Origin of the sequence: Streptomyces sp. NPDC050161 (genome assembly GCF_044460025.1) — a bacterium.
GTDB lineage: Bacteria > Actinomycetota > Actinomycetes > Streptomycetales > Streptomycetaceae > Streptomyces.
The window spans coordinates 1-26,656 of sequence record NZ_JBITJM010000028.1; the positions used below are offsets into that span (position 1 = coordinate 1).

The window sequence follows — 26,656 nt, forward strand, 5'->3', positions numbered from 1 at the left end:
GGGCGGGGGGGGGGGGGGGGGGGTGGGGGGGGGGGGGGGGGTGGGGGGTGGGGGGGGGGGGGGGGGTGGGGGGGGGGGGGGGGGGGGGGTGGGGGGGGGGGGGGGGGGGGGGGGGGGTGTGGGGGGGGGGGGGGTGGGGGGGTTGGGGGGGGGGGGTGGGGGGGGGGGCCCCTCCCCCTCCCTCCCCCCCCCCGCCCCACCCCCTCAGCTGATCACCAGCGGCTCGCCGCCTCAGACCTTCAGATACCGCAGCGCGAAGTCGAGCTCCAGGCGGACCTGCTTGATGCGCTCCTCCACGACGAGGGAGCCGTGCCCGGCGTCGTAGCGGTACACCTCGTGCGGGTGGCTGCGCTGCTCCAGCCGCTCGACGTAGTTCTCCACCTGCCGGATCGGGCACCTCGGGTCGTTGACACCGGCGGAGATGTAGACCGGCGCCCGTACCGCGTCCACGTACGTCAGCGGCGACGACGCCTCGAAACGCTCCGGCACCTCTTCCGGAGTGCCGCCCAGCAGCGTCCGGTCCATCGCCTTGAGCGCTTCCATCTCGTCGTTGTACGCCGTCACGTAGTCCGCCACCGGCACCGCGGCCAGGCCCAGTGCCCACGCCTCGGGCTGTGCGCCGAGGCCCAGCAGCGTCAGGTAGCCGCCCCACGAACCGCCGGCCAGCACCAGCCGCTCCGGGTCCGCCAGGCCCGAGGACACGGCCCACTCGCGCACCGCGGCGATGTCCTCCAGCTCGATCAGGCCGATGCGGTGCTTGAGCGCGTCCGTCCAGGCACGGCCGTAGCCCGTCGAACCGCGGTAGTTGACCCGGACGACCGCGAATCCGTGGTCCACCCAGGCCGCCGGGGACGAGGCGAACGCATCGCTGTCGTGCCAGGTCGGGCCACCGTGGATGTCGAACACCGTCGGGAAAGGGCCCTCGCCGGCCGGCCGCTGCACCAGCGCGTGGATACGGCCGCCGGGGCCCTCCACCCAGGTGTCCGTCACCGGCACCGACGCGGGTGCCTTCATCCCGGGCGGGTCGAGCACGACCTTCCCGCTCGTCGAGCGGACCTCCGGCGGCTGAGCGGCCGACGACCACAGGAACTCCACGGCCCCGTCCGGCCTGGCCGTCGCGCCGGACACCGTGCCCGTCGGCGTCTCGACCCGCGTCAGCGGCCCCTCAGCGCCTGCTTCGCCCGCACCGGACGCAGCAGCGGCACCGGATACGGCAGCGGCACCGGATACGGGTGCCTCCCCGGCCACTCCGGAAGCGGTCAGGCCGTATCGCCACAGCTCACTGCGCGCCTGGTACTCGTGCTCGATCAGCAGTGCCGAACCGTCCGGGTACCAGTCGGCCCCGACATCACCGGGCAGATCGATGGCCAGCGCGGTTTCCACTCCGGTCAGCGGATCCCAGATCATCGGCTCCCAGCGGCCCCGCCGCTGATGCCCGACCAGCAGCCTGGCATCGCCGTCGACCGGCGCGAAACCCATCACCGACAGGCCAAGCTCCTCGGTGCCGCCCTTGGTGTCGTCCAGCTCGGCGACCGTCGAACCGTCCGGTCGCACCACACGGATCGCGGAGTGCATCGCATCGCCGTGCTCGGTGTGCTCGATCGCGATGAGCGAGCCGTCGTGCGAGAGGTCACCGACACCCGCCGATTCGTGGTGACGGTAGATCTCCAGCGGCGGCTCCCCGGGCCGGACCACATGGACCGTCGAGCCCTCCTCGTCGGTGGAGCGGCCGACCACCGCGGATCCGTCCCGCCCGATCGCCAGGCCCCCGGGGTACGAGGCTTCCAGCCCCGGCGTGGCCGGCTCGTCCGCGCCGCCGCCGAACGGCTGCCGCATCCAGACGCCGAATTCATCGCCGTCGGTGTCGGAGAACCACCAGATCCACTCGCCATCCGGAGACAGCGTGCCGTCCGTCGTGCCGTTCGGCCGGTCGGTGGCCTGGCGCTGCGCACCGGTCGCCCGGTCCCATGCGTACAGCTCGAAGGTGCCCGTCGCGTTGGAGACGAACAGGGAACGGTCCGGAGCGTCCTCGGCCCAGTCCGGCAGCCCGACCCGCGGGGCACGGAACCGCTTCTCCCAGTCCGGCATGCCGGATCCGGTGACATCGGCGGTGCGGGATCCGGCAGGGGCGGACACCGCGCGGGTGCCGTGCGGCGCACGGGGATTCTGCGGGTCGGTCGGGTCGGTGGCGTGGTCGGCGCCTGTGGTCTCGTCAGTCATGGCCCCATTCTGCGCCCGGTCGCGAAAATTCCGTTGGCGAGGGCGTTCGCCTGTGGATAACTTCTCGGCATGGGGATACAGACGGGTCCTGAAGACTGGCGTGAGGCCAACCGCGCCATGTGGGACGAGCGCGTTCCCATCCACCGGGCGAGCGACTACTACGACCACGAGGGGTTCTGCCGCGGCCGGGACACCCTTCGCGATTTCGAGGTGGCCGAGGTCGGCGACGTGACCGGCCGCACCCTCCTGCATCTCCAGTGCCACTTCGGCCAGGACACCCTCTCGTGGGCCCATCGTGGCGCCGCCCACGTCGTCGGCCTGGACTTCTCCGAGCCAGCCATCGATGCCGCCCGCGAGACCGCCGCCGAACTCGGATACGGCCCGGACCGCGCGTCGTTCGTGGCCGCCGACGTCTACGACGCCGCCGAGGCCGTCCCGGACTCCTCCTACGACATCGTCTACACCGGGATCGGAGCCCTGAACTGGCTGCCGGATATCGTCCGATGGGCGGAAACGGCAGCCTCGCTCGTCGCCCCCGGAGGCTTCCTCTACCTCGCCGAATTCCACCCGCTGTGCGATGCCCTGGACGAAGAAACGGGTTCGCGCCTCACGTACGACTACTTCAGCCGCGACGCGTGGGTGGAGGAAACCCCCGGCACCTACACGGACTTCGACGCGCCCACGGTGAACAACCGCAGCGTCGAGTGGCAGCACCCGCTGGGTGACGTCGTCAGCGCGGTGGCCGCCGCCGGGCTGCGCATCGATTTCCTGCACGAGCACGACATGACGATGTTCCAGCGCTTCGCGGCCCTCCAGCGCGGCGACGACGGCTTCTACCGTCCTCCCTCCGACCGCCCCCGTATGCCTCTCATGTACTCCCTGAAGGCCACCCGCCCTGCGTGACGCCCGCCCCCCCCGCCGCCGTCGGCCACGGCATGGCTGCACGGCTGCACGGCTGATCTGACGCACTGCTCCGGCCAGTTGTCCGGATCGATGCAATGGGTGCCTCGGGTGCTCCGGTATTCCTGCCCGGAACCGTCAACTCCCGTCCTGATGTGCCGTTTTGCGGAGGAAGGCCGCTATGAGCTGGAGCCACTCGTCGGGTCGTTCCGAGAAGGGCAGGTGGCCGGTGGCGAGTTCGGCCAGCTCAGCGCCGGCGATGCCGGCGGCGACCGTGCGGTGCAGAGCGGGGCTCACCAGGAGGTCTTCCGTGGTGGAGACGACGAGGGTCGGAACGGAGACGCGAGCGAGGTCCGCGCGGACGTCGATACGAGCGGTCAACTCCGCGTGTTCGGCCGTGCCCGGTGGGAGGGTCTGCGCTGCGGCATGCAGGACGGCGCCCAGATCGTTGGCGGGGACCGCCTCCAGCGCCGACGGGCTCAGCGTCGCCAGAATGAGGAAAGACGCCAACTGTGCGTGGTCACCGGAGACATGGAGATCTCGCCAGAGGTTGGCGGAGAGGCGCAGTCGTGCATCCGGTTGGGCGAACGGCGCGGTCAGGAGGAGTGCCGCGACCCGCTCGGGGTGCCGGGTCGCGGCGCGAAGGGCGACGGCCGTGCCCACGGAGTAACCGGCCACCGCGAAGGAACCCAAACCCTCGGCCACGCCGGCGGCGACGACCTGGTCGGCCAACTCGTCGAGAGAGAGCGGGGATGTGGCGCGAGGCGTGTTGCCCGTGCCGGGGTAGTCGACGCCGACGACGGTGTGCTCGGCAGCGAGCCCGTTGAGGATCGGGCCGTAATTGGCCGCGATGCTTCCGCCGGCCCCATGGGCGAGCAGAAGCCCCGGGCCCGAGCCGCGGACGGTGCGGGCGAAGGTCGGTTCAGGCAGTGCGAGTTCAGACATGAGACAGCCCCCGTGTTTGTGTAGCGAACGTTATGAAATGAACCGTAGCATATTTTTTATCGAGCGCTACATAATTCACTCGTCCGGGGTGGGGGAGGGGTGAGGACTGCCGTGTTCCCGCCCCCCTCCACCCCGCCCTGCGGCTGCCCCGGGCGAGGTTCGACCCGCCTCGTCCGGGGCGGGCCCCCGGGCGGCTAGCCGGTCACGCGGGCCAAGGAAAAGCCGTCGTACCCCTTGCTGCCCACGGTCTGTAGCGCGGTGGCAGTCAACTTCGGGTGTGCGGCGGTGAGTTCGAGGAAGCTGCGTACGCCCTGGATCGTCGGGTTGCTGCTGTCGGAGTCGATGACCTCGCCCCCGCGTACGACGTTGTCGCCGACGATCAGGCTTCCGGGGCGGGTGAGTTGGAGGGCCCGCTCCAGGTAGTGCGGGTTGTTCGGCTTGTCGGCGTCGATGAAGACCAGGTCGAACGGCTCGGTGTCCTCGCCCACGAGCTGCGTCAGGGTGTCGAGTGCGGGGCCGACGCGGACCTCGGCCTGCGGCAGCTCGGCGCGGGCCAGGTTGGCGCGCGCCACCGCTGCGTGCTCGGCGCTGGCCTCCAGGGTGAGCAGATACCCGTCATCGGGAAGGGCCCTGCCGAGCCAGATGGTGCTGTAGCCGCCGAGTGTGCCGATTTCGAGGATGCGCCGGGCGCCCTGGATCTCGGCGAGGAGCTGTAGCAGCTTCCCCTGGTTCGGGGCGACGGCGATCTGCGGGAGGCCGGCCGCGTCGCTCGCGCGGAGCGCGGCGTCGAGCACCTCGTCGTGCGGCGTGAGCAGGGCGGTGAAGTAGTCGTCGACGGCAGTCCACTGCTGCTGGGTCATGGGTTCCCTTCCGTCATCTATTTAGCTTCGCTAATGAAAATATCAGCGCCCGTGGGTCGTGTCAGTGGATTTGTGGAGCGCCGGGGCTGTCGTCGCGCGACTGCGATGCCGCCGGGGCCGCTGCGCGCCCTCGACGCTGCGGGCGGAGGGAGGCTGTGGTGAAGATGGAGGGGCGTCAAAATAACCAAAACGGACATATTCCACCCCGGCTTCACCCCACCCCCATCGATCGAGGCGTTCCCATGAGCCTGAGCATCCGCAATCAGATCCCCGGCGTCGTCACGTCCGTCACGCCTGGTGAAGCCATGGCGACGGTCGCGGTCCGGCTGGTGGGCGGGCAGAGTGTCACGGCCGCGATCACCCTGGAAGCCGTCCAGGAGCTGGGGCTCGTCGCGGGCTCGCCCGTGCGCACCTTGGTCAAGTCCACCGAAGTCGCCCTCGCCACCGGGCCGGTCGAGGGGCTGAGCATCCGCAACCGGATCCCCGGCACCGTCACCGACGCCTCGATGGGCGGCGCCATGGCGAGCGTCAAGGTGGACATCGAGGGCGGGGAGTTCACCGCGGTCATCACCAGGGACGCGATGCTCGACCTGGGCCTCGCCGTCGGTTCCCCGGTCGTCGCGCTGATCAAATCGACGGAGGTTTCTCTTGCCGGTGATTGAGCATTCAGTTTCTCATTGAAGGAAATTCGGGGCTGATCCTTTGTTTCTGCATGGGGGTATGGGGTTTGAACCCATGAGTCCACGACTCGGCGAACCCGTATTAAGGCGCCGCGAAATGGGATGCGCGGTTGTGGATGGCTGATGACAGCCGTCTGAATGGCGGGATCGTGTCAGGTCAAGGGAGTACGGCGAGGAGTCAGGGCGTCGGAATCGGCATCCTGGGGGCCGTGATGAACCCCGTCCCACTCACCCGCTCAGGCCGTTCACGTGCTGCGCAGGGCATGAAAAGGCCCGATCGCTGGCGACGGGGGATGCACCAGCGATCGGGCTACTGCCAAGACTAGCAAGGCTGTCTGCGTAGCGGGAGTCAACTTCATAATTGTCACGCGGAGTTGTGATCGGAGTCACGGCGAGGCGTCCGGCAAGGGGAAGGTGAAGTGTCCGGCAAGGGGAATCGGAGAATCGATCGCGGCGCGGAGCCGATCGAGGTCATCCGCCTGGCGCCCTGCCATGTGCCGCCGCCCCGGCCTCGGCTTTCTTACGTGTCGCACGGTGGGTCGTACGAGAGTTGCGGCAAATACTCGCGCCACTTTTCCGGCGTCAGAACGCCGCGGGTGGTCGAACAAATGCGACGAATGGCCTTCTCGGAGTCCAGATCCCACAGCCGGACGGTGCCGGCGCCGCTCGACACCCCGAGCATGTGGGTCTGCGGGCTGAACGACAAGAAATTGCCCGCCTTGGCGTTGGGGCTCGTCGATTGGCCTATGGGATCGGCACTGGCGGGGAACGCGACGTTCCAGAACCGGACGGTGTTGTCGTTGCCGCCGCTCGCCAGGGTCCGGCCGTCCTTGCTGAACGTCAGCGACACGACCGCCTGGGTGTGGCCCGTGAGGGGAGCGCCCAGCGGGGTCGCATCGGCGGGGTCGGTGGTGTTCCAGAGTCGGACGGTGTCGTCGTCACTGCCGCTGGCCAGCGTGTGGCCGTCCGGACTGTAGACGAGCGCGTTGACGGGGCCCAGGTGTCCCCTCAGCGGCGCGCCTCGCAGGGTGGCGTGACGTGGGTCGACGGTGTTCCAGAGCCGGACGGTGGCGTCTGCGCTGCCGCTGGCGAGGGTGTGCCCGTCCGGGCTGAAGGAGAGGGAGTTGACGTAGCCCTTGTGGCCGGTGAGCGGTGCGCCGAGCGGACGGAGGCGGGACGGGTCACGGCCGTTCCACAACTGGATCGTGTTGTCGTCATAGGCGGTTGCCAGCGTGCGCCCGTCCGGGCTGAACGCCAGCGCACCGGGGCCCGCGAAGCGCGTCCGCAGCGCGACGGGCGGTCCGTGGGGGACGGGCCGGGCCGGGTCGGCGACGTTCCACAGCTGCACGGCATGGCTTCCCGTCAGCACCGCGAGCGTGTGGCCGTCGGGGGAGAACTCCAGCGCACGCACGTCGCCCTTCGCGGGCAGGAACGGCTTGCCCAGCACCACGGGCCGGTTGGGGGTCTGCACGTTCCACAGCCGCACCCGTTCGTCGCGGGCAGCCGTGGCGAGCACCCGTCCGTCCGGGCGGAACGCCCCGATGTTGCCGACCATGTTCGACGTCGGTATCGACCACAGGCGGACCTTGCTGTCGCCGCTCCCGGTGGCGAGGGTCCGCCCGTCCGGGCTGAAGCCCACCGCGTACATCTCGCCGCTGCCGCCCGCGAGGGGCTCGCCGACCTGCGACGGGTATGCCGGGTCGCTGACGTTCCACAGGCTCGCCGTGCTGTCCGCGCTGCCGGCGGCGAGCATGTTTCCGTCGGGGCTGAAGGCCACGGACCACAGGGGTCCGGTGTGCCCGGTGAGCGGCGCGCCGAGCGGCGCCGCGTGACGTGGTTCGGACACGTTCCACAGCCGGATGGTGTTGTCGGCGCCGCCACTGGCGAGCGTGCGGCTGTCAGGGCTGAAGGCCACGGAATGCACCGTTCCGGTGTGGCCGGTCAACACCTTGCCGACCGGCGCCGGATGACGCGGATCGGCCAGGTCCCACAGGCGGATCGAGTGGTCGTCGCCCCCGGCAGCCAGCGTCCGCCCGTCGGGGCTGAACGCCACGGAGCGTACGGCTGCGGTGTGGCCGGTCAGGGCGCCGAGCGACGTGGGCCGGCGCAGGTCGCGGATGTCCCACAGGCGAACGGTGTGATCCTCGTTGGCGGTTGCCAGGGTGCGCCCGTCGCGGCTGAAGGCCAGCAGGTAGGTCGTGCCGTGATGGCCGGCCAGGGGGGTGCCGAGCAGCCGCGGATGGCGGGGATCCCGCACGTTCCACAGCCGGACCGTGCCGTCGTCCGAAGCGCTGGCGAGCGTGTGCCCGTCCGGGCTGAAGACGGCGCTGCTCACCCAGCTCGTGTGGCCGGTGAGGGGAGTGCCCAGGGGCTTGGGATGCGTCGGGTCCGCCACGTTCCACAGCCGGACGGTCCGGTCGTAGCTGGCGGTGGCCAGGATCTTCCCGTCCGGGCTGAACGAGGTGAGGTAGACGGCGCCGCTGTGGCCCAGGAGCGGTGTGGCCAGCGGGGCGTTCACCATCGAGATCAGCCGGTTGTTCGTGCCCTCGTCCTCGGGCCGCAAGTGGTGCGCCACCAGGTCGAGCTGAGCCGACAAGGAGGGGTCCGTGTACTGGGCGCGATCGGCTTCGGCGAGCACCTGCTGGAAGACGGTGGCGTCCCGCTGCTTCCACGCGATCACCGCGGAACCGGCGGCCAGCATCGCCATGACGACCAGCGCCGCCACCGCACCACGGCTGATCCAGACCGTGCGCTTGCGCAGCCTGACCGAAGCGGCCAGGAATTCCACCGCACTGCGGGTCAGATAGGTGTCACCGGCGGACTTCGCCCAGTCGCGGGCCTGCTCCAGACGCGAACCCCGGTAGAGCAGCGAGGTATCGCGGTCCGAGCCCTCCCAGGCCCTGCCGTCCTCCTCCAGCCGCTGGCGCAGCAGGTTGTCGTTCCGGTCCTCGTCGATCCACTCGCGCAGGCGCGGCCAGGCGTGCAGCAGAGCTTCATGGGTGATCTCGACGGCTTCCGAGTCGAGCGTCACCAGGCGGGCGTGGACCAGCGCTTCGAGTGATTCCTCCGTTTTGTTCGGATCCGTCGACTCGTCCGCGAGCTGACGCCGCGTCCCCCGCCTACGGGTGGCCTGGGTGTCCTCGCCCAGCCTGACCAGCCGGAGGAGCAGCAGCCGCGCGGCCGTCCGCGCCGTCGGATCGAGGCCGGACCAGGCCCGTTCGGCGGTCGCCGCCACCGCGCCCTGGATGCCGCCCGCCGCGCGGTAGCCGGACAGCGTCAGCCTGCCCGCCTTCCGCCGCTGCCAGGTGGCGAGCAGGGCGTGGGACAGGAGCGGCAGCACGCCGGAGTCGTGCGCCCCGTTGGCACCGTCGGCGCTCACCTCCCGGACGATCAGTTCCGCGAGCCCCGGTTCGAGTTCCAGGCCCACGGCCTTGGCCGGTCCCGTCACCACCTCGCGCAGCTCCGTGGTGGTCAGCGGCCCGAGCACCATGTGCCGGTGCTGCAGCGCGTCGGCCAGTTCGGGATACCCCAGGCACTGCTCGTAGAAGTCGGCGCGTATGCCGACGATGACGAGCACGGGGGCCGGGCCGGCGGGGTCGGCCGGCGTGCACGCGGCGTGCAGGAGCTGGATGAACGTGCGCCTGGTCGCCTCGTCCGAGCAGAGGGTGAACGCCTCCTCGAACTGATCCACGATCACGACCGGACGGGCGGCGGAGGCCGTTTCGCGGTGCGCCCATGCCGTGACGGCTTCCCGCACCGCACGCGTGAAGTGCGCGGCGCCGGTGTCGTCCGCGGCGGCGACGACGCGTGCCAGCTCGGGAATCCGGCGGGTCAGCTCCGCGAGCGGCGCGGCCCCCGGCACGAGCTGCAGCACCTCCCTCTCCTTGCCGCTCTCGCCACCCAGCGCCCCCTTCTGCAACGCGGGCACCAGGCCGGCGTTCAGCAGGGAGGACTTTCCCGCCCCCGAGGCGCCCACGAGCATGACCAGACCGCCCGTCTCCTCCGCCGCGCGGAGCTGAGCCACAAGGGCATCCGTGCTCCGCTCCCGGCCGAAGAACCACCGGGTGTCGTGCTGACGGTACGAAGCCAGCCCCCGGTACGGGCAGACACCGGAGACCGTCACGGGGTCGGCCGGGTCGCGCTCCTCCTCCTGGGCGGACGCCGCGGCGCGGTCGCCCACCGGGTCGGCGACCGCTCGCTCCCACAGACGCTGCCACTGGGCGAGGTCGTACAGACCGGCGGACACCGGGGCGGGCCGCAGGCGCCGCGCCTGGGGGATCAGAATGTGCAGCACCGCGGCGAGCGCGGCGAACTGCGCGGGCACGTTCTTGGCCCGCCGCCAGTCGCTGATCCGCTGCACGGACACCCGCACGGGCCGCCCTCGCTCATCGACCCGCTGCAGCCTGACGACCGCCTCGGCCACCTTCTTGAGGGGAGGGTTGCCGGCCTCCTTGTACAGCAGCGCAAGGCGCTCCGCGAAGGCTGTGCGTGCCCCTGAGTCGGAACTCAAGGTCTCCACCCCTTACTTCCCCCGCGCTCTGACATCCGGACCGGAAAACTCACCCTAGCTGTCTGACCTGTGGTTAAGCCGTCTACCCGAAGCCGGAACCTCCTATGCGGGAGCCGCAGCTGGCAGGATCACGATGCAGCGGCGCACCAGCCGGGCGTTGCCCGGACAGGCCACCAGCTCATTGCTCGGAGAGACAACTCTTGCGGCATGTTCTCGGTCACCTCCGCCGGAGCCACGAGCACGTGGCGACGGTCTCGGCGCACGAGCGCAAGAGATCTCCGGAGCCGGTCCGATCCGGACCACCGCCGCGTCGACCACGGGTCCGGCCCTTGCCGGATCCGCACCGGCACGACGCGGCCCGCCGCCCGCGCCGTTCGGCACCGGTCCCCACGAGGGGAGGGACCGGTGGCGAATGGCGCGGCGTTTCTCCCGCCGCCCGCCCCGGGCCACGAACACGGCCCGGGGCGGGCGGGCTCGTCGGGTGGCCTGAGGGCACCAGTCCTTGTGGCGCGGATCACCTCTGACATCGCACCCGGCAAACGCAGAGCGAGCCCTGAAGGGGCGTCAACGAACGGCACCCGGTGCACCGGATCCCGAGATGCGCTCCCCATTCGCCCCGGAAACGCATCAGGCCCGGTTTCCGTTTCCGAAAACCGGGCCTGACCTGCTACTTCTCAGTCGGGGTGGCGGGATTTGAACCCACGACCTCTTCGTCCCGAACGAAGCGCGCTGCCAAGCTGCGCTACACCCCGAAGCAACGAGCTCTACTTTAGCGGACTGATCCCCGTAGGCGAAATCCGGTTCCGGGGGAGGGGAGGAGGGGGGACGGAAGGGCTCCTGTTTGCCGGGCAGAGAGGGCGGGCGCGGGGGGGGATGCCGTGGAACGGGGAACGTCGGCCTGCCCGGGGTGGGCGGTGGCCGGCGCTCTGAAGTGGTGCGGATGACGCGGGTGGTGCGGATGTCAGTCCCGGGGCGTGAGGGTGAGGAGGGTGGCCTCGGGGGGGCAGGCGAAGCGGACGGGGGTGTAGCGGTTGGTGCCGCAGCCTGCGGAGACGTGGAGGAACGAGGTGTGGGCGCCCGCGGTGTGGGTGGAGAGGCCCTTCACGCGGCCGGTGTCGATGTCGCAGTTGGTGACCAGCGCCCCGTAGAAGGGGATGCAGAGCTGTCCGCCGTGGGTGTGGCCGGCCAGGATCAGCGGGTAGCCGTCGGCGGCGAAGGCGTCCAGGGAGCGCAGGTACGGGGCGTGGACGACGGCCAGGGAAAGATCGGCGCCCGACTCCGGGCCGCCGGCCACCTCGGCGTAGCGGTCCCGCTTGATGTGCGGGTCGTCGAGGCCGGTCAGGGCGATCTCGGCGCCCTCCAGCTTGAGGCGCCCGCGGGTGTTGGACAGGCCGACCCAGCCGGCCGCGTCGAAGGCGTCGCGCAGGTCCTCCCACGGGTTGTGGACGACGCCGACCGCGGGGGCGTTGCCGTTGAGGCCGTGCCGGCCCTGCACCTTCTCGGTCAGGTAGCGGGCCGGGTTGCGCAGCTTGGGGCCGTAGTAGTCGTTGGAGCCGAAGACGTAGGCGCCGGGGAACTCCATCAGCGGGCCGAGGGCGTCCAGGGCCTCCGGGACGCCCTCGGGGTCGGAGAGGTTGTCCCCGGTGTTGATCACGAAGTCGGGGCGCAGCCCGGCGAGCGACTGCAGCCAGCGCTGCTTCTTGCGCTGGCCGCTGACCATGTGGATGTCGGAGACCTGCAGGACGCGCAACGGCCGCATGCCGCGGGGCAGTACGGGCACGGTGACGCGCCGCAGACGGAACGAGCGGACCTCGAAGCCGGCGGCGTAGGCCAGGCCGGCCGCGCCGAGTGCGGTCAGGGACAGGGGTACTCCGTATCGCGCGCGCATGCTTCCCATCGTTGCAGAGTGACGGGCGGGAGGCGTACGGAGGAAGAACGACGGGGGCGGGCGGGGGAGTTCCCCGGTGTCCGGAGGGGATTCGGAGGGAAAAGGCGCGGTGGTTGTCGGTGGGTACGGGCATACTCGACGGCATGACCACGCTCAAGTCCAAGCTCCAGGACGACCTCACCGTCGCGATCAAGGCGCGCGATGAGCTGCGCTCCTCCACCCTCCGGCTCACGCTGACCGCGATCCAGAAGGAAGAGGTCGCGGGCACCGAGGCACGCGCACTGTCCGACGGCGAGGTCGAGAAGATCATCGCCCGGGAGGCGAAGAAGCGCCGCGAGGCGGCGGAGGCGTTCGACAAGGGCGGACGCGCCGAGTCCGCCGAGCGCGAGCGGGCCGAGGGCGAGGTGCTCGCCGACTACCTGCCCAAGCCGCTGTCCGACGACGAGCTGGAGAGCCTGGTGGCCGCGGCGGTGGCGGAGGCCGTGGGCTCCGGTGCCGAGGGGCCGCGCGCCATGGGCGCCGTCATGAAGATCGTGAACCCGAAGGTGGCAGGCCGGGCGGACGGCGGCCGGGTCGCGGCCGTGGTGAAGAAGCTGCTGGCGGAGTGAGCGGCGGCCGGGGGCAGGCGGCCCGGCGCAGGTGATCGGATAGAGCCCCGTCCCACGTAAAGGGGCGCCCTCCGCGCGGAGGGCGCCCCTTTGGCGTTGTTACGGCGGTGCGCGGTGTACGTACCTGCCCGCGCCGGGCCGGGCCGGTGCCGTTACGCCGGTGGCGTCGTCACCAGGCGCCGCCGTTGTGGCCGCCCAGTATGTCGGGGAAGTGCCAGCCGCCACCGGGCTTGTTGCCGCCGGGGGGCGGCTTCGGCTTGTGCTTCGGCTTGCCCTTGCCCTTGCCGTCGTCGTTGCCGTGGCCCTTGTCCTCGTCGGGGTCGTCTATCGAGACGGTCGGCAGGGCGGGCGCGGGCTTGTTGGCCAGGGCACCGGACATCGCGTCGCGCCAGATGGGTCCTGGAGTATCGGCGCCGTAGACCTTGGCGTGGTAGTTGCCGCCGATGCTGATGTTGAACATCTTGCGCTTGTGCATCGGGTCGCCGACCCAGACCGCGCCCGCCGCGTTCGGGGTGTAGCCGACGAACCAGGCGGCGTAGCGGCTGTCGCTGGTGCCGGTCTTGCCGGCGCTGTCCCGGCCGTCGAGTCCGGCCTCCTTGCCGGTGCCGTCCTCGACGACGCCCTTGAGGAGGGTGTTGATCGTCTTCGCGGTCCGGTCCGACATCGCGCGCCCGCAGCTGCTCTTCGGGACCGGCAGCGACTTGCCCGTGGGGTCGGTGATCGACGCGATGGCGATCGGGGTGCAGTAGTTCCCGCCGTTGGCGAAGGCGGCGTAGGCGCCGGCCATGGTCAGCGGCGACATCTCCTGGACGCCCAGCGTCATCGACGGCACCTCTTGGAGCTGCTTGCCGTCCGCCCGCTGGATGCCCATCTTCTCCGCCATCTTGACCGCGGGGCAGACACCCATGTCGCTGATCAGCTGCACGAAGTAGGTGTTGACCGACTTCGCGGTCGCCTCCTTCATGGCGTACGGGCCGACTTCGGACTTGTTCTCGTTCTGCGTCTTGTCGCTGCCCTGCCATTCACCGTTGCAGGTCTGGACCGGGCTCGGGTACTGCATCCGGTACGGCGACGAGTACTCCTGGTACGGGCTGATGCCCTGGTCCAGCGCGGCTGCGGCCACCACCGGCTTGAACGTCGAACCGGGCTGGTAGCCGGCCCCGCCGCCCATGTCGTGGTTGACGGAGAGGTTCATCACCGTCTCGTTCTTGCCGAACCCGTAGGGGCGGGACTGGCCCATGCCGAGGATCTTGCCGCTGCCCGGCTCGACGATGGTCGCGGCGCTGGCGACCGGGTCGTCGTCGTAGACGTGCTTCTTCATCGACGCCTGGACCGACCGCTGGGTCTGCGGGTCGAGCGTCGTGCGGATCGTCATGCCGCCTTCGTTCCAGCGCTTGAGCCGGTCCTTGTGGGACTTCCCGAAGGTCTTGTCGTTGAGGAAGACCTCGCGGACGTAGTCGCAGAAGAAGCCGGCGCCGTCCGCCGCGGTGATGCAGCCGTTCTTGGGACGGCTGACGGCCAGCTTGATCGGCCGCTTGGCGGCGGCGTCGGCCTCTGCCTGGGTGACGTCCTTCAGGTCGGCCATCCGCTGCAGCACGGTGTTCCGCCGCCGGGTGGCCTCCGCGGTGTCGTTGACCGGGTCGTAGCGGGTCGGCGACTGGACGATGCCGGCCAGCAGCGCGGACTCTTCGAGGTTCAGGTCCTTGGCGTGCTTGCTGAAGTAGCGCTGGCTGGCGGCCTCGACGCCGTACGCCTGCTGCCCGAAGAAGGTGATGTTGAGGTAGTTCTGCAAGATCTTGCGCTTGCCGAGCTCCTCCTCCACCTGGATCGCGTACTTGAGTTCCTTGACCTTGCGGCCGATCGTCTGCTGCGTGGCCTGGGCGACCTTGTCCGGGTCGTTGCCCGCCTCCTCGATGAAGACGTTCTTCACGTACTGCTGGGTCAGCGTCGATGCGCCCTCGGAGACGCCGCCGGACTGGGCGTTCTTGTTGACCGCGCGCAGAATGCCCTTCATGTCGATCGCGCCGTGCTGGTAGAAGCGCGCGTCCTCGATCGCGACGATCGCCTTCTGGACGTACGGCGACATGTCCTTGAGGTCGACCACGGTGCGGTCGCGGCTGTAGACCTTGGCGATCTCGCCGCCGTTCGCGTCCTGGATGATGGTCCGCTGGCTGAGCGGCGGGGCCTTGAGGTCCGAGGGGATGTCGTCGAATCCCTCGACCGATCCCTTGGCCGCGAGGCCGATCGCTCCGGCGGCGGGAAGGGCGATACCCGCCAGGACGGCGCCCGCCAGCACGCTGACACCCAGGAACTTAGCGGCCTGCTGGGTCTTGGTCAGACCCCCGCCGTCGCGCTTCTTACCCATGAGGGCACCCTACGTTCTCAATCGCCGGACAGGGGCGCAACTGTTCGCCTACGCTGTTTCCCATCTGCCACAGCGGAACCGTTCCGCCCCGGCGCGCCCCCCTCCTCTCCCGTTCGGTCGGCGCGTGGGCCGTGGCCTGAACATCCGCTCGTGTCACGGGAATTCCGGTTTGCTCACGGTGAACTGTCCTGGCTTGCGAGAAAAGCGACGTATGTCGTCCGCTCACTCCGTTGGGTGATCTGCCGTATACGCATAGTCCGTTCGGGCCATTCAAGATTGGGCCCGAAGGGGGTGTTGCGCCCTGCCCACCTTCCGTAACGTCCTCAACTGGCAACGGTGAATATGCCGATTGCCGCCGTGGGGGAGCCTCGATTCGGGAGAGGACGGCGCCAGCATGAGCTGGGTAACCGACTGGAACGCACAGGCAGCATGCCGCACGACCGATCCGGATGAACTGTTCGTCCAAGGAGCGGCGCAGAACCGCGCCAAGGCTGTGTGCACCGGGTGTCCGGTGCGTACGGAGTGCTTGGCCGATGCGCTGGACAACCGCGTGGAGTTCGGCGTGTGGGGCGGAATGACCGAGCGCGAACGCCGGGCGCTGCTGCGCCGCCGGCCGACCGTGACGTCGTGGCGCCGCCTTCTGGAGACGGCGCGTACGGAATACGAGCGCAGCACGGGGATTCTGCCCATGGGCTGCGAGGGCGAGGACTTCGACGAGTACGCGGCGGCCGGTTAGCCGGTCAGCAGCGGGACCTCGGAGCGCCGCCAACGCGCTGGATACGGAGTGGAATTGGCCACTCCGGATGCCGTCGTTCGCGTCGGCGCAGTGGTGCATGCCCGTGGGCCGGGACCTGGGCCCGGGGTGTGCCGGCGTATGCGCGGAGCCGGGCGTGCGCGGTGGTGTGGGCGCAGGCGGGGCGGCCTTTCCGCGCGGCGCGTATGACGTTCGGGGCTTCTGCGGGTGGTCAGGGTTGCTCGGGGGGTATGTCGCCGTCGGTGGGGTCGAGGGCGAGGCGTGCGCCGATCGCGCGCAGGCCGGCCAGGTCGTGGACGTCGCCGGGCAGCGCGGCGACCTCCGTCACGGGGACTTCGGGGTGCAATGCGGTGAAACGGTCTCGCGTCCGCCGTTCGCGCGCGAGGACCTGCATGCGCTCCGCGTGCAACCGCAGCAGCCCGGCGGCGAGTTGAGCCGCCGAAGCCGTGGGTGGTGCTGGGTGCGCCGCCGGGGCGGTGGGGGAGTGGCCGTCGGCGGTACGTGATCCATTCTTCCCGCCGTCGTGATCCACAATGCCGTTCCGCTCAAGATTTTCGGCGGCTTCCGCGACGGGGTCCGTGGCAGGGTCCGGATCGGTGTCCGGCGTGGTGCCCGCTTCCGCACCGGCTTCCGCTTCCTGGGCCGCGGCGCGCTCCTCGGCCGCCGTCTCGGCCTCCTCCGCCGCCTGGTCGGTCAGCGTCTCCGCCGCGGCGAGCGCCCGCTCGGCGCTCAGCCGGGAAGCGCCGCTGCCGTGCACCCTGTTCAGGACGAGACCCGCCAGCGGCATCTGCTCGGCCGCCAGCCGTTCGACGAAGTACGCCGCCTCGCGCAGCGCGTCCCGCTCCGGCGCGGCCACCACGAGGAAGGCCGTGCCGGGCGCCTGGAGCAGCCGGTACGTGGCGTCCGCGCGGGTGCGGAAGCCGCCGAACATGGTGTCCATCGCGGCCACGAACGTCTGCACGTCGCGCAGCAGTTGGCCGCCCATCAGCTTGCTGAGCGTGCCGGTCATCATCGACATACCGACATTGAGGAACTTCATTCCGGCCCGGCCGCCGACCTTCGCCGGTGCCATCAGCACCCTGATGAACTTGCCGTCCAGGAAGGACCCGAGGCGCTTGGGCGCGTCCAGGAAGTCGAGCGCGGAGCGGCTGGGCGGGGTGTCGACGATGATCAGATCCCACTCGTCGCGGGCGCGGAGCTGGCCGAGCTTCTCCATGGCCATGTACTCCTGCGTGCCCGCGAAACCGGCCGACAGGGACTGGTAGAAGGGGTTCTCCAGGATGGCGCGGGCCCGCTCCGCGTCCGCGTGCCCCTCGACGATCTCGTCGAAGGTGCGCTTCATGTCGAGCATCATCGCGTGCAGTTCGCCGCCTGCCGCGTCGTCGACACCCTTGACCTGGCGGGGGACGTTGTCCAGTTCGGAGATGCCCATCGACTGCGCGAGCCGCCTGGCCGGGTCGATGGTCAGGACGACGGCCTTGCGGCCACGCTCGGCCGCCCGTACGCCCAGGGCGGCGGCCGTCGTGGTCTTGCCGACGCCCCCGGAACCGCAGCACACCACGATGCGGGTGCGCGGATCGTCGATCAGCGCGTCGACCTCGAGCCACGGGGCGGAGGCGTCCAGCGTCGAGTCGTCGGCGGTCATATGGGCCCCTGTTTCCGCAGGTCCCTCGCCAGGCGGTAGAGGCCGGCGAGGTCCACTCCCTCGGGGAGCAGCTCCAACTCGTAGGTGGGCAGGCCGATCGCGGTCAGCTCGGCGTGCTGGGCGCGCTCCAGGTCGACCCGTTCCGCGTGCTCGCGGGCCTGCTCCAGAAGCGGGTCGATCAGCCGCTCGGCCAGGCCGCCGCGGCGGGCGCCGCCCAGACCTGCCTGGGAGAGCGCCTTGGCCACGCCCGTCCGGGCGCTGCGGGCGGCGATGTCGAGGTCCTCGGTGTCCAGCACGGCGGGGCGGGTCATGTTGATGACGATGCCGCCCACGGGGAGGCCGGCGGCCCGCAGCTCGGCGATGCCGTCCGCGGTCTCCTGGACCGGCATCTCCTCCAGGAGGGTCACCAGATGCACCGCGGTCTCGGGGGACTTGAGCACCCGCATCACGGCCTGCGCCTGATTGTGGATCGGGCCCATCTTCGCCAGGCCCGCGACCTCGTCGTTGACGTTCAGGAAGCGGGTGATGCGGCCGGTGGGTGGTGCGTCCATCACGACGGCGTCGTAGACGTACGCGCCGTGCTTGTCCTTGCGGCGCACCGCTTCGCATGCCTTGCCGGTCAGCAGGACGTCCCGCAGGCCCGGGGCGATGGTGGTGGCGAAGTCGATCGCGCCGAGTTTCTTGAGGGCGCGGCCCGCGCTGCCGAGTTTGTAGAACATCTGGAGGTAGTCCAGGAGGGCGCGCTCGGCGTCGATGGCGAGGGCGTGCACCTCGCCCGCCCGTCTTCCGCCACCGCCCCTGACGGAGTCGGCGGCCGACGCGCCGTCCGGGCCCGGTGCCACGGCGATCTTGCGCTCCTCGTAAGGGAGCGCTTCGGTCTCGAACACCTGGGCAATGCCCTGTCTGCCCTCGACCTCGACCAGGAGGGTACGGCGTCCCTCGGTGGCCAGGGCGAGGGCGAGGGCAGCGGCGACCGTGGTCTTGCCGGTGCCGCCCTTGCCGCTGACGACATGGAGCCTGCTCACGTCAAGGAGCCTAACCAGTCCGCGCGCGGGCTACGCACGGGACGGCCCCTGGTCTGCGTCGGGGATGTGCCCTACGGGTCGCCCGGGGCCCGCCCTGCGGGGGCGGGCGGGCGCCGTCCGCGGCGGGCGCGGGCAGGCATTACGCTCGGCCCATGACCAAGTGGGAATACGCTACCGTGCCGCTTCTCGTACACGCGACGAAGCAGATTCTGGACACCTGGGGCGAGGACGGCTGGGAGCTCGTCCAGGTCGTTCCGGGCCCGAACAACCCCGACCAGCTCGTGGCCTACCTGAAGCGGGAGAAGGCGTGAGCGCCGTAGAGGACAAGATCGCGGAGCTGGGCCTGAAGCTGCCGGAGGTCGTGCCCCCGCTGGCCACGTACCAGCCCGCGGTGCGCTCGGGCCGCTACGTCTTCACCTCCGGCCAGCTGCCCATGGTGGACGGCGCGCTGCCGGCCACCGGCAAGGTCGGCGCGGAGGTCACCCCGGAGGCCGCCGCGGAACTGGCCGCCACCTGTGCGCTCAACGCACTGGCCGCGGTGAAGTCCGTGATCGGTGATCTGGACAGGATCGAGCGCGTCGTCAAGGTCGTCGGGTTCGTCGCGTCCGCGCCGGACTTCACCGGACAGCCTGGTGTCGTGAACGGCGCCAGCGAGCTGCTGGGCGCGGTCCTCGGTGACAAGGGCGTGCACGCCCGGTCCGCGGTCGGCGTGGCGGTCCTGCCCGTCGATGCGCCGGTCGAGGTCGAGATCCAGGTCGAGATCGCGGAGCAGTGACCCGCCGGGGCGGCTCGACGGCCGCCCCGGGGCACGGCCGGGCGGGGTGCCGAAAAGAGGCCCTCGAACATCCGCGCGTGAGCGCATAGCATCCGGCCATGTCGTCGACGACCAATGGCCAGTGGTATCCGCCGGAGTGGCCGGACCTCATCCGGGCGTTCGCGAACGGCGAGCTGACCCCTGCCGAGCCCCGGCGGGCCGCGACCGTCCTGCTGTTGCGGGACTCAGGCACCGGCGGCCCCACCGTGCACATGCTGCGCAGACGCGCCTCCATGACCTTCGCCGGAGGCGCGTACGCGTATCCGGGCGGCTCCGTGGATCCGCGCGATGAACGTCCCGTCTCCTGGGCCGGTCCCTCGCGCGCCGCATGGGCCGCACGGATGGGGGCCGACCCGGCCGCCGCGCAGGCCATCGTCTGCGCCGCGGTGCGCGAGACGTTCGAAGAGGCCGGGGTGCTGCTCGCCGGGCCGTCGGCCGGGACGGTCGTCGCGGACACCACGGGCGACGACTGGGAGGCCGACCGCGCGGCGCTGGTCGCCCACGAGCTGTCCTTCGCCGACTTCCTGGAACGCCGCGGCCTGGTGCTCCGCTCCGACCTCCTGGGGGCGTGGGCCCGCTGGGTCACCCCGGAGTTCGAACCGCGGCGCTACGACACCTGGTTCTTCGTCGCCGCGCTGCCCGAGGGCCAGCGCACCCGGGACGTGTCCACGGAAGCGGACCGCACGGTGTGGATCCGCCCGGCGGAGGCCGCCGCCGGCTACGACCGCGGCGACCTGCTGATGATGCCGCCGACCATCTCCACGCTGCGCTCCCTGGAGCCGTACCCCACCGCGGCCGACGCGCTGGGCGCGGCAGGGCAGCGGGACCTGGCGCCGGTGCTGGCCCGCGCCCGCCCGGTGGCCGGCGGGATCGAGCTGAGCTGGCCGGGCCACGACGAATTCACCAAGTACGTCCCGCAGACGGAGAGCGGTCGCGCCGCAGGCCCAAGGGAGAACGGGGCCGCCTCCGGGGACACCGACGGCCCCGGAGGACCCGCAGGAGACCGCCGCCCCTCAGGAGGAACCACCGCATGACCGATGCAGCAGCCCTCCCCGGACAGCCCCGCGGCGGCGTCATCGCGGGACCTGCCACCGCCCGCGCCCGGTGCGTCCTGGCGCCCAACCCCTCGGCGATGACCCTGGACGGCACCAACACCTGGATCGTCGCCGAACCGGACTCCCCCCTGGCCGTCGTCATCGACCCGGGGCCGCTCGACGACGGGCACCTCAGGGCCGTCATAAACACCGTCGAACAGGCAGGTAAGCGGGTCGCGCTGACCCTCCTGACGCACGGCCATCCCGACCACGCCGAAGGGGCGGTCCGGTTCGCCGAGCTGACCCGTACGGACGTCAGGGCCCTCGATCCGGCGCTGCGTCTCGGGGACGAAGGGCTCGAAGCCGGCGACGTGATCACCACGGGCGGCCTGGAGATGCGCGTCGTGCCCACCCCGGGGCACACCGCCGATTCGCTGTCCTTCCACCTCCCCGCCGATGCCGCCGTCCTCACCGGGGACACCATCCTGGGCCGGGGCACCACAGTGGTGGCCCATCCCGACGGGCGGCTCGGCGACTACCTGGACTCGCTGCGCAGGCTCCGCTCCCTGACCGTCGACGACGGCGTGACCACCGTCCTGCCCGGCCACGGACCGGTGCTCAACGACGCCCAGGGGGCGGTGGAGTTCTACCTGGCGCACCGCGCCCACCGGCTGGCCCAGGTGGAGACCGCCGTCGAGAGCGGGCACCGCACCCCGGCCGAGGTCGTCGCCGCCGTCTACGCGGACGTCGACCGCTCCCTGTGGCCGGCGGCCGAGCTGTCGGTGCGGGCGCAGCTGGACTACCTGGGGGAGCACGGGTTGATCTGAACCGGGGGGACTCCTGGGGCCGCCGAGCGTTTACGGGCGGGGTGCCTTCGGACCGTGGACGGCCAGGTACTCGGCCGCGAGCCAGGGGGCCAGGCCCTCCAGCAGCTCGTCCAGCAGGTGCGGATGGTCATCGGGCGCGCGGGCAGCGCGGGCGGCGGCGCGCATCTGCTGCGCGTGCGCCGGGTAGTAGCGGCCGAACACCTCGGCCGACTCGGCGAGATCGCTCGTCCAGCCGCCCCAGCGCGGCATCACCAGCGTGAACCCGGCGCGTACCAGCAGGCGCGCGGTACTCCGGGTCAGCCGCCGGCGCTCGGCACCGCTCGATGCCCCGGCGGCCTTGCGCCGCAGACCGGGCAGCAGGCGGAACAAGTCGCCGTTGGTCTCCCTCGCCAGGAGCGGAGTGGGGCGGTAACGGGGCAGCCGCCCGGCGAGGTCGGGGCCCGACAACGGGGTGCACAGGCAGGCGACGAACCAGCCCATGTCGTGCCGCTCCAGATCGCTCAGCAACCGGTCGACGCCGAACAGCAGGATTCCCACGCCGTCGATCTGCGGGAAGGCGGCATCCAGCTCCGCCTCCAGGGCGTCCGCTGCCGTCCGGTCCTCCGGGGTGGGCCCGGCGCGCAGCGCGAGCAGCAGGTCGAGATCGGAGACCCCGGGGACGGCCGTGCCGCGCGGGATGCTGCCGTAGAGGTACGCGCTGTGCAGCAGGGCGGGCCCGAAGCGCGCGGTGATCCCGTCCCGCGCCGCCGTCACGACAGGCGCGAACTCCGGGGCCACCCGGTCGAGCGCCCCTTCCCGGAGGAAGCAGCCGTCCCGGTCCAATCCCCTGCCGTCACTCATGGCGCCACTATGCCGACGGGCCAGGAGGGGAGCCAGCGCTTTACGGGCGTACGGCGAAGGGCCCCGCCGGAGCGGGGCCCTTCCCTTGCAGATGCAACGCCGCGTACGGGCGCTGAGCGGCCGGACGGGACGCTACGCGCCGGTAATGATCCCGGGCCTGCGCCACGGCGGCGTACGGGCCGCGGGGGCCCTGTGCGGGCGTCAGCGGGAGCGCTTGGCCAGCCGCTCGACGTCCAGCAGGATCACGGCGCGGGCCTCCAGGCGTAGCCAGCCACGGCCGGCGAAGTCCGCGAGCGCCTTGTTGACCGTCTCGCGGGAGGCGCCCACCAGCTGGGCCAGCTCCTCCTGCGTCAGGTCGTGCACGACGTGGATGCCCTCTTCGGACTGCACGCCGAAGCGGCGCGACAGATCCAGCAGGGCCCGCGCCACCCGGCCGGGTACGTCGGAGAAGACCAGGTCGGACATCTGGTCGTTGGTCTTGCGCAGGCGGCGGGCGACGGCGCGCAGCAGGGCGGTCGCCACCTCGGGCCTGGCGTTGAGCCAGGGCTGAAGGTCGCCGTGGCCCAGGCCGAGGAGCTTGACCTCGGTCAGGGCGGATGCGGTGGCCGTGCGCGGGCCCGGGTCGAAGAGCGAGAGCTCACCGATCAGTTCTCCGGGGCCCAGGACGGCGAGCATGTTCTCCCGGCCGTCCGGGGAAGTGCGGTGCAGCTTCACCTTGCCCTCGGTGACCACGTACAGGCGGTCGCCGGGATCCCCTTCGTGGAACAGGGCGTCGCCGCGAGCGAGCGTGACCTCTCCCATTGAGGCGCGCAGCTCGGCCGCCTGCTCATCGTCGAGCGCCGCAAAGAGCGGTGCGCGCCGCAGAACGTCGTCCACGAGTTCTCTCCTTGTCGACATGCTCCGAGGGACTGTGGTCCCCATCATGCCGGAATGCAAAACAGTGCGATCAATCACAAGTTTGCCGGACCCGTGGCCCGAGCCCTACGGCAGGGGGCCGATTGGGGTGGCGAATCATGGTGATCGGGCCGGATGTCAGTGGGTGGCCTTAGTCTGGCCGAGTGTCCAACACGCCGGTGAGAGCACGGGACGAGGGGCTGAGCGAGTGACCGCAGAATGCGATTCCGCTGTGGGCGAACGCCCGCCCCGCCCGCGGCCCGAATGTGAACAAAGGTCCCAAAGTGCCCGCCGGGGTGGTGCCCGTCCGGAAGGCGATGCCGCGGGGGTGCGGCTCGTCGGGGCGGACGGTGGATCCGGCGCATACGCCGAAGGTGAGGCCGGCGGGAATCCGACGGCCGGGCCGGCAGGGAAGCCGGCAGCGAACTCGGTACGGAAGAAGGCCGTCGTGAAGCAGAACCCCGCAAAGGCGACGAAGGAGACAACCGCCGTGACGGCTGCCCAGGAGTCGGCCCCGCAGCAGAGCACCGCGAAGAAGCCCGCGGCCAAGAAGACGGCGGCAAAGACGACGGCGGCCAAGAAGACGACGGCGAAGAAGGCCGCCCCGAAGAAGACCGCGGCGAAGGCACCCGCGAAGAAGACGCCCGCGCGCAAGCCGGAATCGCGGACGGCCATGGTCCGCAGGGCCCGGCGGATCAACCGTGAGCTGGCCGAGCTGTACCCGTACGCCCACCCGGAGTTGGACTTCACCAACCCCTTCGAGCTGCTGGTCGCGACGGTGCTCTCGGCGCAGACCACCGACCTGAGGGTCAACCAGACCACCCCCGGCCTGTTCGCCGTCTGCCCCACCCCGGAGGACATGGCGGCGATGGACCCGGAGCGGCTGGAGGAGCTGATCCGCCCGACGGGCTTCTTCCGCGCCAAGGCGAAGTCGCTCATCGGCCTGTCGACCGCGCTGCGGGACCGCTTCGGGGGCGAGGTGCCCGGACGGCTCGATGACCTCGTCACGCTGCCCGGCGTCGGCCGCAAGACCGCCAACGTCGTGCTCGGCAACGCTTTCGGCGTCCCGGGCATCACCGTGGACACCCACTTCGGCCGCCTGGTGCGCCGCTTCGGCTGGACCACCCAGGAAGACCCCGTGAAGGTCGAGGCGGAGATCGCCGAGATCTTCCCCAAGAGCGAGTGGACGATGCTCTCGCACCGCGTCGTCTTCCACGGCCGCCGCGTCTGCCACTCCCGCAAGCCCGCCTGTGGCGCCTGCGGCATCGCCCCGCTGTGCCCGTCGTACGGCGAGGGCGAGACCGACCCGGAGAAGGCGAAGAAGCTGCTCAAGTACGAATTGGGCGGTCAGCCGGGTCAGCGTCTGAACCCGCCGGCCGGCTATCCGGGCCGGCCCGCACCCCCGTTGGCGGCCTCATGACGCCTACCGTCACGACCGCAGGAGCGGCAGCGGCAACCGCACCGGGGACCGACCACCGAAGCCAGGGCCTGAGGGGGCGCGTATGACGAGTGCACGGGAGCAGTGCGGCGAGAAGACGGACAGCAGGGGCACGGCGCTCGGCCCCGCCGCGGACGGCCCGGCGGCCGTGGTGAGCGTCGAAGGGCTGCCGGAATGGCTGGCCCCGGTCGCCCGCGCGGCCGGCACGATCGAACCGCGCCAGCTCAGCCGCTTCCTGCCGCCGGAGAGCGGCGGCCGGCAGTCCGCCGTGCTGATCCTCTTCGGCCACGGCGCACGCGGCCCCGAGCTGCTGCTCATGGAGCGTGCGGGCACCCTCCGTTCGCATGCCGGACAGCCGTCCTTCCCCGGTGGTGCCCTGGATCCCCAGGACGGCGATCCGGAGGGCCGCGGCCCGGTGCGTGCCGCGTTGCGCGAGGCCCAGGAGGAGACCGGGCTCGACCCTTCGGGTGTCCAGGTGTTCGGCGTACTGCCGCGGCTCTACATCCCGGTCAGCGGGTTCGTTGTGACGCCGGTCCTCGGCTGGTGGCGCCACCCCACCCCGGTCGGCGCGGTCGACCAGGCGGAGACCGCACGGGTGTTCACGGTTCCCGTGGCGGATCTCACGGATCCGGCGCACCGCGTGACGACCCGCCACCCCAGCGGCCACATCGGCCCGGCGTTCCTCGTCGAGAACGCTCTGGTCTGGGGTTTCACCGCCGGAGTCATCGACCGGCTCCTGCATTATTCGGGCTGGGAGATTCCGTGGGACTCTGACAAGCAGGTCCCACTCGACTGGCGCGCGTGAGACGGTGTCCGGCGTGAACGTCCTGGACATTCTGTTGCTGGTCGCCGCCGTGTGGTTCGCGATCGTCGGTTATCGGCAAGGCTTTGTCGTCGGCATCCTGTCCGTGCTCGGTTTCCTCGGGGGCGGTCTGGTCGCGGTCTACCTGCTGCCCGTGGTCTGGAACGAGATCACCGAGGACGCCACACCCGGCACCTTCGCGGCCATCGCGGCGGTCGCCATCGTGATCGTGTGCGCGTCGGTGGGCCAGGCGCTCACCACCCATCTGGGTAACAAGCTGCGCCGCCACATCACCTGGTCACCCGCGCGAGCGCTGGACGCGACCGGCGGCGCGCTGGTCAACGTCCTGGCGATGCTGCTGGTGGCCTGGCTGATCGGCTCCGCGCTGGCCGGCACATCCCTGCCGACGCTCGGCAAGGAGGTCCGCAACTCCAAGGTGCTGCTGGGGGTTTCGCGGGTGATGCCGCAACAGGCCGGCACCTGGTTCGCCGACTTCTCCTCGGTCCTCGCGCAGAACGGCTTCCCGCAGGTCTTCACCCCGTTCTCCAACGAGCAGATCACCTCCGTGCCGGCCCCCGACCCGCAGCTGGCCTCCGGCCCGGTCGCGTCGGAGGCCAAGCACAGCATCGTCAAGGTCGTCGGCACGGCGCCCAGCTGCGGAAAGGTCCTCGAAGGCAGCGGCTTCGTCTTCTCCTCGCACCGCGTGATGACCAACGCCCACGTCGTCGGCGGCGTGAGTGAGCCGACCGTCCAGGTGGGCGGCGAGGGACGCACGTACGACGCCAAGGTCGTGCTCTACGACTGGAAGCGGGACATCGCGGTCCTCGACGTGCCCGCGCTGGACGCGCCCCCGCTGCGGTTCGCAGGCAAGGAAGCGAGCAGCGGCAAGAGCGCCATCGTCGCGGGCTTCCCGGAGAACGGCGGCTACGACGTCCGCGCGGCCCGTATCCGCGGCCGTATCCAGGCCAACGGCCCGGACATCTACCACCGGGGCACGGTCGGCCGCGATGTGTACTCCCTGTACGCCACGGTGCGGCAGGGCAACTCCGGAGGCCCGCTGCTCACGCCGAACGGCGAGGTCTACGGAGTGGTGTTCGCCAAGTCCCTCGACGATGCCCAGACCGGCTACGCCCTCACCGCTGACGAGGTCCGGGAGGACGTCGTCAAGGGCCGGGCAGCCGGGCATCAGCAGGTCGACAGCCAGGGCTGCGCGATCTGAGGCGCCCAGGGGTGGTGGGTGCGCAGTGCGCGCCCGCCGCCCCGCGCGGCTCAGCTGCGGGTATGGCGGAGGCGTGCGCCCATCCAGCGCGCTCTGCGGCGCAGGATGCGCGGAATCCCCATCGGGTGCGCGGGGTCGGAGGGATCACCGGGCCTGAGGTCCGGAGTGCCCTTGTCCCGAGTGCCCACCGCAGCGGCACTGCTGCGGCGGTTGCTTGCCACGTCACGGTAGTCGTGCGTCCAGCCCATACCCTCGACTCTGCCCCTGCCCCAAGGTCCGTAACCTCCGGGAGACCCGCCAATTGGCCTATGCGTCAGGCAAGTGGCTGTTCGTCAGACGTACGTTCGTCCGCGGTGCGCCGGGTGCTCCGGGAGCGTTCCTGGGGGGC

21 protein-coding genes and 1 tRNA gene are annotated in these 26,656 nt (G+C 71.0%); 11 read left to right on the forward strand and 11 right to left on the reverse strand.

Features of this window, described 5'->3' with window-relative positions; all coding sequences use genetic code 11:
• Positions 1–231: 231 nt before the first annotated feature.
• Complete coding sequence (locus tag ACIBK8_RS31960; protein WP_399045826.1) at positions 232–2,088, reverse strand: S9 family peptidase; 1,857 nt, start codon at positions 2,086–2,088, stop codon at positions 232–234.
• Positions 2,089–2,289: 201 nt separating this feature from the next.
• On the opposite strand from ACIBK8_RS31960, the gene ACIBK8_RS31965 reads away from it, so the two are divergent.
• A complete protein-coding gene (locus tag ACIBK8_RS31965; RefSeq protein WP_399045764.1) occupies positions 2,290–3,123 on the forward strand; it encodes a class I SAM-dependent methyltransferase in 834 nt (277 codons plus the stop codon).
• A 135-nt stretch (positions 3,124–3,258) separates the two neighbouring features.
• On the opposite strand, the gene ACIBK8_RS31970 is transcribed toward ACIBK8_RS31965, so the two are convergent.
• Both ACIBK8_RS31970 and ACIBK8_RS31975 read right to left on the reverse strand, forming a co-directional pair.
• On the reverse strand, positions 3,259–4,065 hold the full coding sequence (locus tag ACIBK8_RS31970; protein ID WP_399045765.1) for an alpha/beta fold hydrolase: 807 nt from the start codon (positions 4,063–4,065) through the stop codon (positions 3,259–3,261).
• Between the two features lie 194 nt (positions 4,066–4,259).
• Complete coding sequence (locus ACIBK8_RS31975) at positions 4,260–4,925, reverse strand: O-methyltransferase (RefSeq protein ID WP_399045767.1); 666 nt, start codon at positions 4,923–4,925, stop codon at positions 4,260–4,262.
• A gap of 242 nt (positions 4,926–5,167) precedes the next feature.
• Here ACIBK8_RS31975 and ACIBK8_RS31980 point away from each other — a divergent pair, with 242 nt between their 5' ends.
• Entirely contained in the window at positions 5,168–5,587 is a 420-nt protein-coding gene (locus tag ACIBK8_RS31980; RefSeq protein ID WP_399045769.1) for a molybdopterin-binding protein, read from the forward strand.
• 538 nt (positions 5,588–6,125) lie between these two features.
• On the opposite strand, the gene ACIBK8_RS31985 is transcribed toward ACIBK8_RS31980, so the two are convergent.
• The 3 genes from ACIBK8_RS31985 to ACIBK8_RS31995 form a co-directional block, all read right to left on the reverse strand.
• A complete protein-coding gene (locus tag ACIBK8_RS31985; RefSeq protein WP_399045771.1) occupies positions 6,126–10,124 on the reverse strand; it encodes an AAA family ATPase in 3,999 nt (1,332 codons plus the stop codon).
• A 669-nt stretch (positions 10,125–10,793) separates the two neighbouring features.
• A tRNA-Pro gene (locus ACIBK8_RS31990) sits at positions 10,794–10,867 on the reverse strand.
• A gap of 209 nt (positions 10,868–11,076) precedes the next feature.
• Positions 11,077–12,003, reverse strand: a complete 927-nt coding sequence (locus tag ACIBK8_RS31995; protein WP_399045772.1) for a metallophosphoesterase — start codon at positions 12,001–12,003, stop codon at positions 11,077–11,079.
• A 143-nt stretch (positions 12,004–12,146) separates the two neighbouring features.
• Between ACIBK8_RS31995 and ACIBK8_RS32000 the strand changes: the two genes are divergently transcribed.
• Positions 12,147–12,611 (forward strand): GatB/YqeY domain-containing protein, encoded by a 465-nt coding sequence (locus tag ACIBK8_RS32000; RefSeq protein WP_399045774.1) that lies wholly within the window; start codon positions 12,147–12,149, stop codon positions 12,609–12,611.
• A 169-nt stretch (positions 12,612–12,780) separates the two neighbouring features.
• Here ACIBK8_RS32000 and ACIBK8_RS32005 read toward each other — a convergent pair whose 3' ends face one another.
• Entirely contained in the window at positions 12,781–14,976 is a 2,196-nt protein-coding gene (locus ACIBK8_RS32005) for a transglycosylase domain-containing protein (RefSeq protein WP_399045776.1), read from the reverse strand.
• A 394-nt stretch (positions 14,977–15,370) separates the two neighbouring features.
• On the opposite strand from ACIBK8_RS32005, the gene ACIBK8_RS32010 reads away from it, so the two are divergent.
• Positions 15,371–15,712, forward strand: a complete 342-nt coding sequence (locus ACIBK8_RS32010; protein ID WP_393686679.1) for a WhiB family transcriptional regulator — start codon at positions 15,371–15,373, stop codon at positions 15,710–15,712.
• 229 nt (positions 15,713–15,941) lie between these two features.
• Here ACIBK8_RS32010 and ACIBK8_RS32015 read toward each other — a convergent pair whose 3' ends face one another.
• Complete coding sequence (locus ACIBK8_RS32015; protein ID WP_399045777.1) at positions 15,942–17,375, reverse strand: ArsA family ATPase; 1,434 nt, start codon at positions 17,373–17,375, stop codon at positions 15,942–15,944.
• Positions 17,372–18,400: an ArsA-related P-loop ATPase gene (locus tag ACIBK8_RS32020; protein ID WP_399045779.1), complete on the reverse strand. Its 1,029-nt coding sequence runs from the start codon at positions 18,398–18,400 to the stop codon at positions 17,372–17,374. The genes ACIBK8_RS32015 and ACIBK8_RS32020 overlap by 4 nt, the downstream gene beginning before the upstream one ends.
• Positions 18,401–18,552: 152 nt before the next feature.
• Between ACIBK8_RS32020 and ACIBK8_RS32025 the strand changes: the two genes are divergently transcribed.
• From ACIBK8_RS32025 to ACIBK8_RS32040, 4 genes are all read left to right on the forward strand, one after another.
• On the forward strand, positions 18,553–18,711 hold the full coding sequence (locus ACIBK8_RS32025) for a DUF4177 domain-containing protein (RefSeq protein ID WP_107050307.1): 159 nt from the start codon (positions 18,553–18,555) through the stop codon (positions 18,709–18,711).
• Positions 18,708–19,175: a RidA family protein gene (locus tag ACIBK8_RS32030; RefSeq protein ID WP_399045781.1), complete on the forward strand. Its 468-nt coding sequence runs from the start codon at positions 18,708–18,710 to the stop codon at positions 19,173–19,175. The genes ACIBK8_RS32025 and ACIBK8_RS32030 overlap by 4 nt, the downstream gene beginning before the upstream one ends.
• Positions 19,176–19,273: 98 nt before the next feature.
• Positions 19,274–20,248 carry an NUDIX hydrolase gene (locus ACIBK8_RS32035; protein WP_399045783.1) on the forward strand — a complete coding sequence of 325 codons (975 nt, stop codon included), beginning with the start codon at positions 19,274–19,276 and terminating at the stop codon, positions 20,246–20,248.
• Entirely contained in the window at positions 20,245–21,075 is an 831-nt protein-coding gene (locus ACIBK8_RS32040; RefSeq protein ID WP_399045784.1) for an MBL fold metallo-hydrolase, read from the forward strand. The genes ACIBK8_RS32035 and ACIBK8_RS32040 overlap by 4 nt, the downstream gene beginning before the upstream one ends.
• Before the next feature lie 30 nt (positions 21,076–21,105).
• Here the strand turns inward: ACIBK8_RS32040 and ACIBK8_RS32045 are convergent, their stop codons facing one another.
• Both ACIBK8_RS32045 and ACIBK8_RS32050 read right to left on the reverse strand, forming a co-directional pair.
• The gene (locus ACIBK8_RS32045) at positions 21,106–21,915 is read right to left on the reverse strand and encodes a nucleotidyltransferase (protein ID WP_399045785.1); all 810 of its coding nucleotides are present in this window, start codon (positions 21,913–21,915) and stop codon (positions 21,106–21,108) included.
• Between the two features lie 201 nt (positions 21,916–22,116).
• Complete coding sequence (locus ACIBK8_RS32050; RefSeq protein WP_006604164.1) at positions 22,117–22,791, reverse strand: Crp/Fnr family transcriptional regulator; 675 nt, start codon at positions 22,789–22,791, stop codon at positions 22,117–22,119.
• A 508-nt stretch (positions 22,792–23,299) separates the two neighbouring features.
• Between ACIBK8_RS32050 and nth the strand changes: the two genes are divergently transcribed.
• The 3 genes from nth to ACIBK8_RS32065 all read left to right on the forward strand — a co-directional run bounded on the left by nth (position 23,300) and on the right by ACIBK8_RS32065 (position 26,268).
• Positions 23,300–24,229, forward strand: coding sequence for an endonuclease III (nth, locus tag ACIBK8_RS32055; RefSeq protein WP_399045827.1), 930 nt, complete (start codon positions 23,300–23,302; stop codon positions 24,227–24,229).
• An 82-nt stretch (positions 24,230–24,311) separates the two neighbouring features.
• Positions 24,312–25,052, forward strand: coding sequence for an NUDIX hydrolase (locus ACIBK8_RS32060; RefSeq protein ID WP_399045787.1), 741 nt, complete (start codon positions 24,312–24,314; stop codon positions 25,050–25,052).
• 13 nt (positions 25,053–25,065) lie between these two features.
• Positions 25,066–26,268: a MarP family serine protease gene (locus ACIBK8_RS32065; protein WP_399045788.1), complete on the forward strand. Its 1,203-nt coding sequence runs from the start codon at positions 25,066–25,068 to the stop codon at positions 26,266–26,268.
• Positions 26,269–26,656: the final 388 nt, after the last annotated feature.